Raw genomic sequence first — 16,156 nt, forward strand, 5'->3', positions numbered from 1 at the left:
ACTATTAATTAACAATTTGATAATTTATGAATGGCTTCTATTATTAAACTAGCGCTTTTTTGTAAGTTTCAAGACAACGTTTTCTTGCCACTTTATGATCTACAATAGGTTTTGGGTAGGTAAGTTCTTCAAAATCAGGAACCCACTTTTTTATATATTTTAGGTTTTTATCAAATTTTTCTATTTGTGTTGTTGGATTAAATATGCGAAAATATGGAGCAGCATCAACTCCACAGCCAGCAACCCATTGCCAATTGCCAATATTACTTGCCATTTCATAATCGTGTAATTTTTCTGCAAAATAAGCTTCTCCCCAACGCCAATCAATTAATAAGTGTTTACATAAAAAACTCCCGACAACCATACGTACACGATTGTGCATAAATCCAGTCTGATTTAATTGATTCATTCCAGCATCTACGAGAGGATAACCCGTTTTGCCTTGGCACCAGAGTTCAAACTCTTTTTCATTATTTCGCCATTGAATACGATCGTATTTTGGTTTAAAACTATGAGTAATAGTTTTAGGAAAATGCCATAAATTTTGAATAAAAAATTCTCTCCAAATAAGTTCTTGCCAAAATATTTCATTTGATTCAGCAATTGCTTTTTGAACAATTTTTCTAATGCTTACAGTTCCAAACCTTAAATGTGGACCTAACCTTGAAGTGCTTTCTTTTGCTGGAAAATCTCGAGTGCTTTCATAGTTTTGAACTAAGAAACGATCTAAGTGATAGTCTTCAATATTTTGCTTAGAAAACTGAAAACCAATGTCCTCTAGCCTTAAAATTGGAAAGACTATATTTTTTATTGAATTATTAAGATATTCATAACTCTTATAAAAGGTTAGAGGCTTTTTCTTAAATAGAGTCTTCCATGATTTCATATAAGGTGTATAAACCAAATAAGGTGTGCCATCACTTTTAACAACTTCATTTTTTTCAAAAATAACATGGTCTTTATACGTTTTAAAAGAAATATTATTGTCCGCTAAAAATTTTTCAATTTCTGTATCTCGCTGTTCTGCATAGGGCTCATAATCATGGTTTGTAAAAACAGTGTCTATGTGGTAATTGGTGATTAGTTCCTTATAAATATCTAGAGGGTAGCCATATTGTATTAAAAGGTCACTATTAAAATTAACTTGTAAGTTGAGTTTTATCGAACTTAGAGTTTTGTAAATAAAGCTAACTCGAGCATCATTTTTAGGAAGTTTTTCTAAAATGTCTTTATCAAAAATAAAGATAAGTAATACAGGTTTTCCCGACTTAAGAGCGTGAAATAACCCTGTATTATCTTCAAGTCTTAAATCACGTCTAAACCAAAAAATATTTATAGCATCTTTCATGGTTTATAACTTCCGAATAACGTTTCTAGTTTATGTTTTCTATATTCAAAAATCTCATTCAGTTTAGGTTTGACTAATAGAGGTTGCACGAGTTGTCCAATAACTCCGAATGGTAACTTATAATCGATAATGTCTTCCATTTCAATACCACCATCAATTTCTTTTAAGAAATGTTTATGGTGCCATAAAGCATAAGGTCCAAAGCGTTGTTCATCTACAAAGTAGTGTTGTTCTACTAAATGGGTGATTTCTGTAACCCATTTGGTCTTAATGCCTAAAACAGGTGTGACTATATACTGAATGATTTGCCCAGCATACATTGGTTTATCTGCTCCAGAAATAATATTGAAACTCATATAGTCAGGCGTGATTACTTTCAGGTTTTTTGGATCTGACAAAAAAAGCCATGCAGTTTCTTTAGAGATAGGTAGTTTTTGTTTTTTATGAAGCCTATATAGTTTCATCAGCTATTTTTTTCTTATGCAAATATACAAAATGTCTAAGATATTAATAAAAAAATTAGACAAAATAAAATAAGCTAAGCTGCTTTATTTATTTAAAATGAAAAAAAACTTATGAATTGGCGTAAAAAAATTAGTATTTAACAGCAGTTATCACCTTTAATAAGTTTACAACTTATTACGGCTAAGATTACACCAATAAAAGGAGCGCTAAGATACAGCTATAAATGCTGAAGATTTCCAGAAATTATAAAGGTGCTAATGAACGTACAGGATTCATTGAGGTTTTTGTTATTGGACCAGCAAGCAGCTTCCAACATGTGTTATGCTGCCATTGGTAATTTCATTTATAGTTATTGTTCCAGAGCCACAAAAAACCATAGCAAGAGGGCCAATTATTTCAGCGTATTTTTTTTATTTGTTACAAATATAGAATCTCTTATTTTATAGTTTTGTTAACAATGTTAACTTTTAGTAATGCTTAAATTTATGCAATTAATTTTTTAACCATAAATATTTATTTAAAATGAAAAAACTTTTATTAATTGCTTTAGTATTTACTTTTTCTTATCAGGTAAACGCTCAAGTAGAGACTCCGCAAGCGAGTCCATTAAGTAAGCTTGAACAGAAAGTTGGGCTAACAGATATTACAGTAGAATATAGTAGACCAGGAGTAAAAGGTAGAACTATCTTTGGAGGTTTAGAGTCTTTTGGAACAACATGGCGTACTGGAGCGAATAAAAACACTATGATTACTTTTAGTACAGAAACTACGGTTTCTGGAACTCCTTTAAAAGCTGGGTCTTATGCCATTTTTACAAAACTAAATTCTGCAAAACAGTGGGATGTTATTTTTTATACTGATACTAATAATTGGGGCGTGCCAAAAGAATGGGACGAAAGTAAAGTTGCTGCTACCGTTAGTGTTGATGTTATGGAAATACCTTTCAATGTAGAAACATTTACAATAGATATTAATGGTATAACAGATAATGGTGCACGAATTGAAATGATTTGGGAGAAATCTTATGTAGCGATTCCTTTTTCTGTACCAACAGATAAATATGTAACAGCTAGTATTGATAAGATTATGAATGGTCCAGGAGCAGCGGATTATTATTCATCAGCTGCTTACTATTTACAAGCAGACAAGGATATTAGTAAAGCTAAGATGTGGATAGATAAAGCTATAGAAATGACAAAAGATGAGCCTCGTTATTGGTACTTAAGACAGCAGTCTTTAATTTATGCAAAATCAGGAGATACTAAAGGTGCTATTGCAATAGCTAAAGAATCTCTTAGATTAGCGAAAGAAAACAATAATACAAATTATGTAAAAATGAATGAAGCTTCGATTGCAGAATGGTCGAATTAGTACTTCTAAATTTTAATAAAAAAGGCAACCAATTGGTTGCCTTTTTTTATGATGTATCATTCAAGATTTTATTTTTTCTTCTTCGGATTAAAAACGGGAAGTAATTTATTTGAAACTTCTCCAAAACCAATTCGAGTATCGTCTTTTTTACAATAGCCACGCATAATAACTGTATCATTATCATTAATGAACTTTCGTTCAGTACCATCTTTCATTTTGATTGGTTTTTCACCTCGCCAAGTTAATTCAAGCATTGAGCCAAAACTATCTGGCGTAGGACCAGAAATAGTACCACTTCCCATCATGTCACCAGAGTTTATCGGACAACCATTTACAGTATGATGAGCAAGTTGTTGGGCCATATTCCAATACATATATTTAAAATTTGACTTACTAACAACCGTTTCTTTTGCCTTTTGCGGTTGAATAGCAACCTCTAGATTAATATCAAAGCTTTTCTTCCCTTTATATTGTAAATATTCTAATTGTTTTTTTAGGGGCTTAGGGCTTTCTACTCTAAAAGGTTCTAAGGCATCTAAAGTCACTATCCATGGTGAAATAGAAGACGCAAAACTTTTAGCTAAAAATGGACCCAGAGGCACATATTCCCATTTTTGAATATCACGAGCAGACCAATCATTAAATAAGACTAGTCCAAAAATATATTCCTCAGCTTCATCAACTGGGATAGGTTCTCCCAAATCATTAGCATCAGTAGTAATAAAGGCCATTTCTAATTCAAAATCCACTAATTTACTTGGACCAAATACTGGCTCTGAAGCTCCAGCGGGTAAGGTTTGTCCTTGTGGTCTATGTATTGGTATTCCAGAAGGTATGATTGAAGAACTTCTACCATGATAACCAACAGGAATATGAAGCCAATTTGGTAATAGTGCATTGTCTGGATCTCTAAACATGGTTCCTACATTTGTAGCATGTTCAATGCTTGAGTAAAAATCAGTATAATCACCAATTTGTACAGGTAATTGCATTTCTATTTCATCTAAACGAAATAATACAATTTCTTTATGTTTTACATTATTTTTTAAACTCTTGTTTTCGGCATCAAAAATTGCTGCAATTCTGTTTCTTACTAAACGCCAAGTTTTTCTACCATCAGCAATAAAATCATTTAAAGTATCTTGAAGAAAAATATCATCAGTTAAAGGAATGCCTTCAAAATACCCTAATTGATGTAAAGCACCTAAATCTATAGCTGTATCTCCAATTCGTGTTCCAATGGTTATAATATCATCTCTGGTTAAAAATACTCCAAATGGAATGTTTTGAATAGGGAAATCGGAGTTCTTATCGACGTGCAACCAGGACGTTCTATCTGGATTGTTGGCTGAAAGTGGCATAGTAAAATGTTAATTAATTGTTTATTAAATCTTATGTAAATATATGTTTTTTGATGTATTAAACTAATCTAATTACTATTTTTGATGAATATTTAACTATAACAAAAATTTATGCAACGCGACGAACAAATCTTTGAACTTATTGAGGCTGAAAAAGAAAGACAGCTTGAAGGTATAGAACTTATTGCTTCAGAAAATTTTGTAAGCGACCAAGTTATGGAAGCTGCAGGTTCTGTTTTAACTAATAAATATGCTGAAGGTTATCCTGGGAAGCGCTATTATGGTGGTTGCGAAGTTGTTGATGAAGTCGAGCAATTAGCTATCGATAGAGCTAAAGCATTATTTGGTGCTGCTTATGTAAATGTACAGCCACATTCTGGAAGTCAAGCGAATACTGCTGTTTTTGCTGCCTGCTTAAAACCTGGTGATACGATTCTTGGATTTGATTTATCGCATGGAGGACATTTAACTCATGGATCTCCTGTAAATTTTTCAGGGAAATTATATAACCCTGTATTTTATGGTGTTGAAAAAGAGACTGGTCGCATCGATTATAACCATGTTGCTGAAGTGGCTCAACGTGAAAAACCTAAATTAATTATTGCTGGAGCTTCTGCCTATTCTCGTGATATGGATTTTAAACGCTTTCGTGAAATTGCAGATTCTGTAAACGCACTATTACTTGCAGATATTTCTCATCCAGCCGGCTTGATTGCTAAAGGTATTTTAAATGATCCGTTACAGCATTGTCATATTGTAACGACTACGACACATAAGACATTACGTGGACCACGTGGAGGAATGATTATGATGGGACAAGATTTTGATAATCCTTTCGGAATTACTTTAAAAAATGGCAACTTGCGTAAAATGTCTTCATTATTAGATTCTGGAGTTTTTCCTGGAAATCAAGGTGGACCATTAGAACATATTATTGCAGCAAAGGCAATCGCTTTTGGCGAAGCATTAACGGACGAATTTTTGCATTATATGCTACAAGTAAAGAAAAATGCACAAGCTATGGCTGAAGCTTTTGTCGCTAGAGGTTATCATATTATCTCTGGAGGAACAGACAACCACATGATGCTTATTGATTTAAGAAATAAAAATGTTACTGGTAAAGATGCTGAGCAAGCTTTAGTAAAGGCAGATATTACAGTGAATAAAAACATGGTACCTTTTGATGATAAGAGTCCGTTTGTAACTTCTGGTATTCGTGTTGGAACTCCAGCGATTACAACCAGAGGTTTAAAAGAAGGCGACATGGAAGGTATTGTATCTTTAATTGATGAAGTTATTATGAATTATGAAGATGAAGCCATTTTAGAAACTATTGCTGGTAAAGTCAATGCAATGATGAAAGATTTACCTTTGTTCTGTTAAGATGAAAGCGGTGCTTTTATTTCTTCTGATTAATAATTTTACCTTTTTTTTAGGGTATTCTCAAGAGGATTATCCAGTACCTAAAAAAACGGATTCTCGCTTGTTTTATATTCAGCATAGTAATAATCATAATACTTATGTGTACGATGCTAATATAAAAGATGGCGCTATTGATTTAATTGAACCTATAGAAGAATATAGAATTGTTTACAATGAAGATGGCGAAAAGAAACCTTTAACCCTGTTACAAAAAAGATTAGCATATGGAGTCGTTTTATTATCATCTGATGCTAAAAGGGTTAAATTTCGCCTGGCTGTTTCAGAAGATTTGTTTTTTTATCTGACTTATAATGACAATGAAGGTGCTAGAATTTATGTGACTGTTAATGACCAAAAAATGTATTTAGAAAAAATGTTTCTAAAACTTAAAAATAAGAATACAGGTATTAACCTTAAAGCCGAGTATATCCTTTTTTATGGTAAAGATTTTTATTCTAATCAATCCATTACTGAAAAACTAATCCTAAAGCAAGACTAAATGCACGTTCTAATTTTCTAAAGGGCCTTCCCAAAGAACTTGTTCAATCATCCATTTGTCACCTCGTTTAGAAAGTAGGATATAGTCTATTCCCCACCATGCAGTTACTTTAGCTGATGCAATATTTTTGCTAATATCAAGAACTAAAACATCTCTTGGAGCATCTGGTTTTGGAAACTCTTTTTTTTCTAAGACATTTTTAGCGTAGGCCATAGCTTGATCATAAGACATGTGCGGAACTTGCCTATAAGTATTAGTGTCTTTGTCTTTCCAAAATCCAAACTTATTGAGTGTAGGCTGAAGGCTAGCTTCAAGCTTGCTAACATTACCTTCATAGAAACCTTCAATGTAGTTCATGCATGCTTGTTCAACACCTGATTTGTCTGAAGTCTGTGCTTGGGTCAACTGCAATGCAATGACGCATAAAGTAAGAATGAGTATTTTTTTCATCTGTCACATTTTTTGATTGATTAATAGTGACTATGAAATTAAAAAAATGTTTAATACAATTGCGTTAACAAGACGTTAATCTATTCAAAAATAATGTGTTGGAAAGCACCTATATCTGGTGATGCTGTTCTATTAATTCCAAGAATATCATTAGGAACTTGAGTTGCAAACGTACTGTTTCCTTGGTTGTTTCCTGCAGAATCTTCACCAATAATTAAATCATTTTCATTAGCATCTCTAAAGTCTGGACTCTGATTGAAAATATTGTTATCGTAATGTGGTCCACTTATATTGTAGTTTTCTCCACTAAAGCTTGGGTCGTCTATAGGAAAACGTATCAAGCAATTTGTAAATTTAAAATCAAAAAGTGTTGGAGTAGTAGGCTCTTCTATTTCATCGATTAAAAATTCGACTCTATCATTTCCAAAGATGATACAATTATTAAAATTAGCTTCAACTAAATCTGCTAGGAGTATAGCGTCTTCGGTTTCTTGAAAATTATTTACTAATAGTGAAGGAAATTGTCTAAAACTGTTATTCCAATAGTTGGCAATGGTACAATGGGTTAAGTTGTATTTTCCTCCTAAAGTCGCAGCAAAACTCGCTTGTCCTGAATTATTAACGATTAAATTTTCACCAGAGATAGAAGTGTTTCTACCGAGAATCCCAAAATTACTTGAGTTATAAACTTGAGAGTTAGTTATGGTAAGCTTGTCTGTAGCTTCATTAGGATTGCCTTCACTTAAAATACCAACAGCTGCGTTTTTTATTGTCGCATAATTGATAATATTATCAACACTTCCATCAAATAGCCATATTGTTCCCCATTGACCAGGAACATCTTCAAAAGCTGGCTCTAATCTGTCGCCTTCAAAAATAACTTCGTTTTCTAGTAATTCTTCATCTGTACTTAAATCGCCATTAACATGTAATGAAGCACCTTCACTGACTAATAATCCAGAATTTGCATGAAAATGTATTCTCGCTCCAGCATCAATAGTCAAAGTTTCATTATTAGGAACAGCAGCATAACCATACACCACATAAGGCCTTTCATTAGTAAAATTTAATTCTTCAGGTAAAAGGTAACGCCCTTGAATTTCGGTTTCAATTATTTCACCTCCAACATTAAGAGAGAGGGTTTCAATAATTCCAGTAGTATCATCTCGATTTGGATAGATAAAGATGGCGTCTTTTACAAGCGTAACAAGATCTACAACTTGTTGGTTACTTCCAGAATCAAATTCAATTTTATCAGTATATAAAAACTCGCCATTAAGATCGGGAAGGTTATCAATATCTATAGTAGTTTCAACAAAAATAAACATACTGTCTTTTGCAAGAATTTCTACATTTTCAAATGATTTTCCAGCAATACCATCAACATTTAGGCGATATTCTGAATCTTCACCTAAGGCAAGTTTGACAGAAGGTATATTAATATCTTCATCACTTCTATTATAAACTTTTAAATTATAAGTGCTTGAGCCAATATTTGTAAAAACAGTATCTAGATATACAGTGTCTTTCGAAAATCTAAGATCTCCACTACTAGGTGTAAAATCAAAGTCTTTTCGGCAAGAACTCCAAAGTAAAAGAAATGAAATACATATTAAAAAGTAAAGCGTACGTTTCATAAAATATAGTTATAACCTTTAAAGTGATAAAAATATAACTTTTGAAATTATGAATTAGTATCTATTTCAGATATTTTAGACTAAAATTTTATCAATTTCTTCAGTAACACGTGTAGGACGCTTTGTTTGAACTGCCATAAGACACCAAACAGTTTCGGCTTGAAGTAATAATTTACCTGTACTATTGTTGTGCATTTCAATTATACTTTTTGCTCTAGCGCCATTACAATTTAAGAATTTAGTCGTGATTATGACTTCGTCATGTAAATGGGCAGATGCTTTATAATCAACAAGGTGTTGGCGTACAATCCAGTAGTAAGAATTATAAATTTCTTCTGAAGCAATTTGTTTCCAATGCGCTCTAGCGATATCTTCAATCCATTTTAAATAGCGAATATTATTAACATGGTTGAGATCATCTAGGTCATCATGACTAACTATAACTGTGTGTTGGAAAGGTTTTTTATAGTCCATTTAATAGCGTATTAAATTGATAATGTGTTAATTAAAAAAAAATGTTGCTATTAATAAATGACCTACATAGGTAAGGTATTATTTTTTAAATGTAGTAAAGAGTAAGTCTTCTGAAAATTAAATCAGTTATAAAACCGTTTTTTTAGATATTGTGTATTATTCGGTAATTATTTGGACTTCAAATAGTTTATTCCAGCGTTTTCCAGTCACAAAAAGTGTTTCAGTATCTGGATTATAAGCAATGCCGTTAAGGACATCTAAACCTTGATGTTGTGTGACCTTGTTTTTTAATGGTGAAAAATCGATGACACCTTCTATAGCACCATTGATGGGATTAATAATCGCGACGCCATTTTTTTGATAACGATTGGCATAAATTTTTCCGTTTACCCATTCTAATTCATTTAAACCTATAACTTTCCCCTTGTTGTGATACGCTTGAATATAGCCTTCTTCAGTTAAAGTTTCTGGGTTGATTGTCCATATTTTTTCGGTACCATCACTTTTATACAATTTGTTATTGTCGTTACAAATTCCCCAGCCTTCTTTACTACTACCATATCTAAAACTTCCAGTTTTTTCAAACGTATTAACATCATAAACAAACCCAGTACTGCTCGTCCAAGTTAATTGATAGATCTTATCTTTTAAAATGCTTAAGCCTTCACCAAAATATTCTTGAGCTAAATCAATATTTTTTAGAACCTCACCAGTTTTATAGTTGACTTTCCTTAATTTAGATTCACCGCGTTGACCAGTACTTTCATAAAGTTCACCATTATAAAATTCTAGACCTTGAGTATAAGAAGTGATATCGTGAGGATATTCATTAACGATTTTATACGAGTACACTTTAGGAGACGTGTTATTTAGTACAGTTATTTGTTGCGTGATATTAATTGTGTCGCCATTAGAAATGATTTTTGCTTCTATGGTTTGTTCTCCTAATTTAGAATTCGATACTACTATGCTTTCAGAGACAGGATCCCCATTTAAGGTATAACTTACAGATTCAATATCATGATTTTTAGGGTTGTTTAAAGATAGGTTTAAGGTTTCACCTAGCGTTATCGCATTATTTTTTGCATCAGTAGTTATAGAAAAATCATTTTTTTTCTGTTCAGGATTACTTCCGCATGATAAAATAAAACCAGCTAAAAATATGATTGTAAGTGTTTTGAGAGTTCTCATTTTTTGTTTAAAATTTTCAGCAAGATATTTATTAAAATTCAGTTTAAAAAAACATTGTGAAAATTTTAAAAGGTTGTATCTTTGCACTCGGCAAGTCCTACACAACCAGCTCCTGTTGAATCCTCCAGGTCGGGAACGAAGCAAAGGTAAATGGTCGTAGCGGTGTGATGTAGGTAGCTTGCCTTTTTTTGTGCCCTAAACTTTCCTTTTAATATTGTATTTTTACACTATAAAAACTCTTCTATGTCTAAAGTTGTTTTAATTACTGGAGGTTCTTCAGGAATTGGTAAATCTATTGGTGAATTTTTAATCGAAAAGGGATATACTGTTTATGGTACAAGTCGAAACCCTAAAAATTATTCGGATAGCAAATTTCCTATCATTGCTTTAGATGTCACTAAAAATGAAACGATTGTTTCGGCGATTCAACATGTTGTTAATACTGAAGAGCGCGTTGATGTTCTAATAAATAATGCAGGAGTTGGTGTTACAGGAGCTATTGAAGAAATCCCTGAATCTGAAATAAAAGCTAATTTTGAAACTAATTTTTTCGGACCTATAAATGTGATTAAGGCCGTTTTGCCTCAAATGAGAAAACAACAATCGGGTTTAATTATTAATATTACATCTATAGCTGGATATATGGGATTGCCTTACCGAGGAGTTTATAGTGCAAGTAAAGGGGCTTTAGAAATTCTTACAGAAGCTTTTAGTATGGAGCTAAAGCGTTTTAACATTAATATCACTTCGATAGCTCCAGGTGATTTTGCGACCAATATTGCTTCGGGACGTTATCACGCTCCAGTTTTAAAGGATTCTCCTTACAAGGCGCCTTACGAGAATACATTAAAAATGATGGATGCGCATGTTGATGAAGGTCAAGATCCTTTACTTATGGCTAAAGCTGTTTATAGGATAATAAATAAAAGAAAGCCTAAAGTGCATTATAAAATTGGCGAGTTCATGCAAAAATTTTCAATCGTTCTTAAACGGATATTACCAGATAGAATCTATGAAAAAATGCTCATGAATCATTATAAACTTTAATACATAACGCTTTATAAGTTGTTAATATGTTTTACTTCAAAAACAACTTTAAAGTTTCTTATTAATTGTAAATTCGCAGCATCATAAACACAACTAAAATTTAATTGAACATGAAATTTTTTATAGATACTGCTAACCTAGATCAGATTAAAGATGCTCAAGATATGGGCATACTAGATGGTGTAACTACAAATCCATCATTAATGGCTAAAGAAGGCATTACAGGACATGATAATATTATGAAGCATTATGTAGATATTTGTAACATCGTAGATGGTGATGTAAGTGCAGAAGTTATTGCCACCGATTTTGAAGGGATGGTGAAAGAAGGTGAAGCTTTAGCTGAATTACATGAACAAATTGTGGTTAAACTACCTATGATTAAAGATGGTGTTAAAGCGTGTAAGTATTTTAGTGATCGCGGAATTAAAACAAATGTGACTTTAGTTTTTTCTCCTGGACAAGCTTTATTAGCTGCTAAGGCAGGAGCAACATATGTATCACCTTTTATTGGTCGCTTAGATGATATTTCTACAGATGGATTAAATCTTATTGCTGAAATAAGACACATATATGATAATTATGCTTTTGAAACCGAAATTCTTGCCGCTTCTGTAAGACACACAATGCATGTTATAGATTGTGCTAAACTTGGTGCAGATGTAATGACAGGCCCATTAAGTTCTATAGAAGGGTTATTAAGACATCCACTAACAGATAGTGGTTTAGCTAAGTTTTTAGCCGATTTTCAAAAAGGAAACTAATTTTCACACCATAAAAAAAGAAAGCGCATTTAGCGCTTTTTTTTTACTTGTTAAGTAAGCCTAATAGCTGTTCTTCAAAATGAACAGAAAACATATTTGTATGCGCTTCTGCGATTTTCCCTTTTTTATCAATAATCATCACTTTAATGATTGGGTTAATAGCTAAATCTTGTTTTGCTTTTTTAGGATATTTTAATTGATATTCGCCTTCAGTAGTATAATTATACTGCAATAAAACTTTATGATTAGACTTCGTTTTTGGTTCGTCAACATTAATAGAGATAAAATTGACTTCTGGATATTTACCCTTTAGTTCTTTTATTTTATTATGACTTTCTTTAAAATGTGATTTATAGTCACGAGACCAAAAATGAATAACTGTAGGTTTATTGATTATTGAGCGTAAGGATACATCTTCACTTTTATAGTTTAATAAATCTATATTAGGGATATCGTTTCCAATTTTAAGTTGCTTTAATGAGCTAACCAGTTTTTTAATATGATTCTTGTCAAATTCATCTGTACTTTTAGCATAATAGAAATCGGTAATTTTATCTAAACTATCAATGTCTTTAGTGTTATTCAAATAACTCATTGTAGACATGCTCAATAAAGGGTTTTTAATCTTTTCATTACTAATAAGGCTATCAATAAGTTCTAACCTTTTAAGGTTATATGGTAAAGAACCTCTATTAAACGTTTTGTCATTTGAATGCTTTAAATGCTCAGAAAGGGCAAGGTTTCTAAAATGGTATCTTAAGAATGTATCATAAGAAAAATAATCTTTTAGAATTTCGTTGTTATAATCGATATCTTTTCTGTAGCTATAAAAATTTTCTGGTAAAGACTTTAAATTTTTAATTTCATTGTCACCATAATAAGCAAACGGATAAATTTCTTTACTTAAGTAATAATTATAATCTATATTTCCTTGAGCAATTATTTTAAATAAATCTGAAGTATTATACTTTGCGTTAAAGGTTTGTAAATTGTTTTGGTTGATTCGGCGTAATGAGTCTAAACGGTTTTCAAAAACTTCTGGTTGAAGTTGGCAGAACTTTAAAATTTTCTCGTTCTCTTCTTCGTTTTTAAGAAACATATTAATTAAATAATTGTTCTTTTTTGCACCTATTCCAGTATACACCAAAGATTCATCAAAATCTATAGTGTTAAGTCTTAGCATGATGCTGTCCTTAGGCTCTAATAAAGCCAGTTGAAATTCAACACCATAATACGCTTGTAATTTAAAAGCATACAAGCCAGGCTCTAAGTTGTTAATCTTATATAAAAATCTATTCTGCTTATCTAGAAGAATCGTATCAATAATAGTATTAGATTTAGAAAGAATGATTTTATTGTCACTTGGATTAATGATTTCTCCACCAATAAACGCATAGTCGCCTTCCTTTACTGTAATATCTTTTTTACAGGAATTAAATGTTAAAGCAATTAATAGTATTGAAATTAGTAATCTCATAAATGGGTTCTAAAATATAAATATCTTCTATCAAACAAAAATATGCCTTGCAAAGACAATCTGCTGTTAATTCACTGTTAAAAGTTAATAAATACCTATTCGGTTCATGCTTTGTAGGTATTATTTCATGTGTATTAAAGTGAAGACTTTATTTCGTCTTATGCTTTGAATTTTCTACTTTTGCAAAAACTTACAAGGGCTTTTTAAATAAAGCCGTAAAATGTAAAAAAATATAAGTTCTTCAGGAACCAAATTAATAAGAAAAATTAAAATATAATTATGTTATCAGTTTCAAATCTTTCAGTCCAATTTGGAAAGCGTATTCTTTTTGATGAAGTCAATACCACTTTTAATAATGGAAATTGTTACGGAATTATTGGTGCTAATGGTGCAGGAAAATCAACGTTTTTAAAAATTATTGCAGGTAAGCAAGATCCTACATCAGGACATGTACATTTAGAAGCAGGAAAACGTATGTCTGTTTTAGAGCAAGACCATAATAAACATGATGAAGATACGGTTCTTGAAACAGTTTTAATGGGCAATAAACCATTGTATAAAATCAAAACTGAAATAGATGCTTTATATGCAGATTATTCAGATGAAAATGCTGAAAAAATTGGCGAGTTACAAGTTACATTTGAAGAAATGAATGGTTGGAATGCCGACAGTGATGCTGCTGCAATGCTTTCTAATCTAGGTATAAAAGAGGATCTTCATTATACTTTAATGAAAGATTTAGATGGTAAACAAAAAGTACGTGTTTTACTCGCTCAAGCTTTATTCGGGAATCCTGATGTACTGATAATGGATGAGCCTACTAACGATTTAGATTACGAAACAATTTCTTGGTTAGAAAATTTCTTAGCTAATTACGATAATTGTGTTATTGTGGTTTCTCACGACAGGCACTTTTTAGATGCTGTTTGTACACATATTTCTGATATTGATTTTGGAAAAATTAATCATTTCTCTGGAAATTATACATTTTGGTATGAATCTTCTCAACTTGCTGCCAGACAACGTTCACAACAAAACAAAAAAGCAGAAGAGAAGAAAAAAGAATTAGAAGAGTTTATTCGTCGTTTCTCTGCAAATGTTGCAAAGTCAAAGCAAGCAACAAGTAGAAAAAAGATGATTGATAAATTAAATATTGAAGATATACGCCCTACATCTCGTCGTTATCCAGCGATTATTTTTGAGCGTGATCGAGAAGCAGGAGACCAAATTTTAAATGTAGAAGGGTTAACAGCATCGCTTGAAGGTGAGGTGCTTTTTAAAGACATCGATTTAAATTTAAATAAAGGAGATAAAGTAGTTTTATTTTCAAGAGACTCTAGGGCAACAACTGCTTTTTATCAAATATTGAATGGAAATGAAAAAGCAGATTCTGGAAAATTTGCTTGGGGCGTAACAACAACTCAGTCTTATTTACCATTAGATAATAGTGAATTCTTCAATAACGATTTAACTTTAATCGATTGGTTGCGCCAATGGGCTCAAACTGAAGAAGAACGTGAAGAAGTGAACATTCGTGGTTTTCTTGGTAAAATGATTTTTAGTGGTGAAGAAGCCTTTAAAAAATCGTCGGTTTTATCAGGAGGAGAAAAAGTTCGTTGTATGTTGTCTAGAATGATGATGACTAGAGCTAATGTCTTGCAGCTTGACGAACCAACTAACCATTTAGATTTAGAGAGTATCACAGCATTTAATAACTCACTTAAAAGCTTTAAAGGTACAGTTTTATTCTCTACACACGATCATGAGTTTGCTCAAACAGTTGCAAATAGAGTTGTAGAGTTAACTCCAAATGGTGTTATTGATAGGTACACCACTTTTGATGAATATATGCAAGACTCAAAAATTAAAGCCTTGCGAGATAAAATGTACGCTGTTACTGCTTAATAGACTTTATTCACAAAAAAACCTGAAATTAATTTCAGGTTTTTTTGTGACCATTGGTCAACGTTAAGCTTGCATTTCTGCAGTCACACTTTCTACTATAGGAACAGCAGCGTCAAGTTCATCATTGTTAACATAAATTTCTTGAGTCCCTTGGTTAAACGTTCCAAAGCCTCCAAGTCTAGCTGATTCTGTTTCGTCTTTAATTACAGGATTAATACCAATAGCTTGTAGTTTATCAACTATTAATTGAGTAATAATAAAATTGCCTGTGTATATCTTTATATAATTTGATTCTTCCATAATATTTTAATTTTGCATTTACTTAAAGATACAAAAAGGCATTCATATGACCTTCCTTTTTAAGCTAAAAAAATCAATAATAGGCATGTTTTTGATTGTTTAACAATTAGTTATCAAATTAATCTTCTTTCAGAAAATAATTATAAAATAATAAATTACTGATTATATGTGTTATATTTGGTCATAACTATAATCAATAATTAATTTTTACAATGGGTAAAGGAACAGTAAAATTCTTCAATGATTCAAAAGGTTTTGGATTTATAACTGAAGAAGAATCAGGCAAAGAGCATTTTGTACACATCTCTGGATTAATCGATGAAATTCGTGAAGGTGATGTTGTTGAATTCGAATTAACCGAAGGAAAAAAAGGAATGAACGCCGTAAACGTTAAAGTAGTATAATTAATACTACTAGTCTTTGAAACAAAAAAGCCTTTCCAGTT

16 protein-coding genes and 1 other RNA gene are annotated in these 16,156 nt (G+C 31.8%); 8 read left to right on the forward strand and 9 right to left on the reverse strand.

The genetic code is table 11. The features are described 5' to 3' along the window. Positions 1 to 43: 43 nt before the first annotated feature. Together ACFS5M_RS12820 and ACFS5M_RS12825 are read right to left on the reverse strand one after the other, a co-directional pair. A complete protein-coding gene (locus ACFS5M_RS12820) occupies positions 44 to 1,348 on the reverse strand; it encodes a cryptochrome/photolyase family protein (protein WP_183488974.1) in 1,305 nt (434 codons plus the stop codon). Continuing rightward, complete coding sequence (locus tag ACFS5M_RS12825; protein ID WP_183488977.1) at positions 1,345 to 1,812, reverse strand: SRPBCC family protein; 468 nt, start codon at positions 1,810 to 1,812, stop codon at positions 1,345 to 1,347. Before ACFS5M_RS12825 ends, ACFS5M_RS12820 begins: the two co-directional genes overlap by 4 nt. Positions 1,813 to 2,335: 523 nt before the next feature. On the opposite strand from ACFS5M_RS12825, the gene ACFS5M_RS12830 reads away from it, so the two are divergent. Further along, positions 2,336 to 3,184, forward strand: coding sequence for a DUF2911 domain-containing protein (locus tag ACFS5M_RS12830; RefSeq protein ID WP_183488980.1), 849 nt, complete (start codon positions 2,336 to 2,338; stop codon positions 3,182 to 3,184). A 68-nt stretch (positions 3,185 to 3,252) separates the two neighbouring features. Here the strand turns inward: ACFS5M_RS12830 and fahA are convergent, their stop codons facing one another. Then, on the reverse strand, positions 3,253 to 4,545 hold the full coding sequence (gene fahA, locus ACFS5M_RS12835) for a fumarylacetoacetase (RefSeq protein WP_183488983.1): 1,293 nt from the start codon (positions 4,543 to 4,545) through the stop codon (positions 3,253 to 3,255). 111 nt (positions 4,546 to 4,656) lie between these two features. On the opposite strand from fahA, the gene ACFS5M_RS12840 reads away from it, so the two are divergent. After that, positions 4,657 to 5,928, forward strand: a complete 1,272-nt coding sequence (locus ACFS5M_RS12840) for a serine hydroxymethyltransferase (RefSeq protein WP_183488986.1) — start codon at positions 4,657 to 4,659, stop codon at positions 5,926 to 5,928. Between the two features lies 1 nt (position 5,929). Next, complete coding sequence (locus ACFS5M_RS12845) at positions 5,930 to 6,466, forward strand: DUF4833 domain-containing protein (protein ID WP_183488989.1); 537 nt, start codon at positions 5,930 to 5,932, stop codon at positions 6,464 to 6,466. A 9-nt stretch (positions 6,467 to 6,475) separates the two neighbouring features. Here the strand turns inward: ACFS5M_RS12845 and ACFS5M_RS12850 are convergent, their stop codons facing one another. From ACFS5M_RS12850 to ACFS5M_RS12865, 4 genes are all read right to left on the reverse strand, one after another. Beyond that, the gene (locus tag ACFS5M_RS12850) at positions 6,476 to 6,916 is read right to left on the reverse strand and encodes a nuclear transport factor 2 family protein (RefSeq protein WP_183488992.1); all 441 of its coding nucleotides are present in this window, start codon (positions 6,914 to 6,916) and stop codon (positions 6,476 to 6,478) included. Positions 6,917 to 6,996: 80 nt separating this feature from the next. Further along, on the reverse strand, positions 6,997 to 8,553 hold the full coding sequence (locus tag ACFS5M_RS12855) for a hypothetical protein (protein WP_183488995.1): 1,557 nt from the start codon (positions 8,551 to 8,553) through the stop codon (positions 6,997 to 6,999). 75 nt (positions 8,554 to 8,628) lie between these two features. Then, positions 8,629 to 9,027: an acyl-CoA thioesterase gene (locus tag ACFS5M_RS12860; RefSeq protein WP_183488998.1), complete on the reverse strand. Its 399-nt coding sequence runs from the start codon at positions 9,025 to 9,027 to the stop codon at positions 8,629 to 8,631. Between the two features lie 156 nt (positions 9,028 to 9,183). After that, positions 9,184 to 10,218, reverse strand: coding sequence for a glutaminyl-peptide cyclotransferase (locus ACFS5M_RS12865; protein ID WP_183489000.1), 1,035 nt, complete (start codon positions 10,216 to 10,218; stop codon positions 9,184 to 9,186). A gap of 88 nt (positions 10,219 to 10,306) precedes the next feature. Between ACFS5M_RS12865 and ffs the strand changes: the two genes are divergently transcribed. The 3 genes from ffs (at position 10,307) to fsa (ending at position 12,029) form a co-directional block, all read left to right on the forward strand. Then, positions 10,307 to 10,405, forward strand: an RNA gene (gene ffs, locus ACFS5M_RS12870) — signal recognition particle sRNA small type. Positions 10,406 to 10,461: 56 nt separating this feature from the next. Next, a complete protein-coding gene (locus tag ACFS5M_RS12875) occupies positions 10,462 to 11,265 on the forward strand; it encodes an SDR family oxidoreductase (RefSeq protein WP_183489003.1) in 804 nt (267 codons plus the stop codon). Positions 11,266 to 11,375: 110 nt separating this feature from the next. Then, positions 11,376 to 12,029, forward strand: a complete 654-nt coding sequence (gene fsa / locus ACFS5M_RS12880) for a fructose-6-phosphate aldolase (RefSeq protein ID WP_183489007.1) — start codon at positions 11,376 to 11,378, stop codon at positions 12,027 to 12,029. Between the two features lie 43 nt (positions 12,030 to 12,072). Here the strand turns inward: fsa and ACFS5M_RS12885 are convergent, their stop codons facing one another. Next, on the reverse strand, positions 12,073 to 13,506 hold the full coding sequence (locus tag ACFS5M_RS12885) for a TlpA family protein disulfide reductase (protein ID WP_183489009.1): 1,434 nt from the start codon (positions 13,504 to 13,506) through the stop codon (positions 12,073 to 12,075). A 279-nt stretch (positions 13,507 to 13,785) separates the two neighbouring features. Here ACFS5M_RS12885 and ACFS5M_RS12890 point away from each other — a divergent pair, with 279 nt between their 5' ends. After that, positions 13,786 to 15,411 (forward strand): ABC-F family ATP-binding cassette domain-containing protein, encoded by a 1,626-nt coding sequence (locus ACFS5M_RS12890; RefSeq protein ID WP_183489011.1) that lies wholly within the window; start codon positions 13,786 to 13,788, stop codon positions 15,409 to 15,411. Positions 15,412 to 15,474: 63 nt separating this feature from the next. Here ACFS5M_RS12890 and ACFS5M_RS12895 read toward each other — a convergent pair whose 3' ends face one another. Next, positions 15,475 to 15,711: a putative signal transducing protein gene (locus ACFS5M_RS12895; RefSeq protein WP_183489013.1), complete on the reverse strand. Its 237-nt coding sequence runs from the start codon at positions 15,709 to 15,711 to the stop codon at positions 15,475 to 15,477. A gap of 212 nt (positions 15,712 to 15,923) precedes the next feature. Between ACFS5M_RS12895 and ACFS5M_RS12900 the strand changes: the two genes are divergently transcribed. Then, positions 15,924 to 16,115, forward strand: a complete 192-nt coding sequence (locus tag ACFS5M_RS12900) for a cold-shock protein (protein WP_183489015.1) — start codon at positions 15,924 to 15,926, stop codon at positions 16,113 to 16,115. Positions 16,116 to 16,156 lie beyond the last annotated feature (41 nt).

The sequence above is a fragment of the Lacinutrix iliipiscaria genome, from assembly GCF_042686125.1.
GTDB lineage: Bacteria > Bacteroidota > Bacteroidia > Flavobacteriales > Flavobacteriaceae > Oceanihabitans > Oceanihabitans iliipiscarium.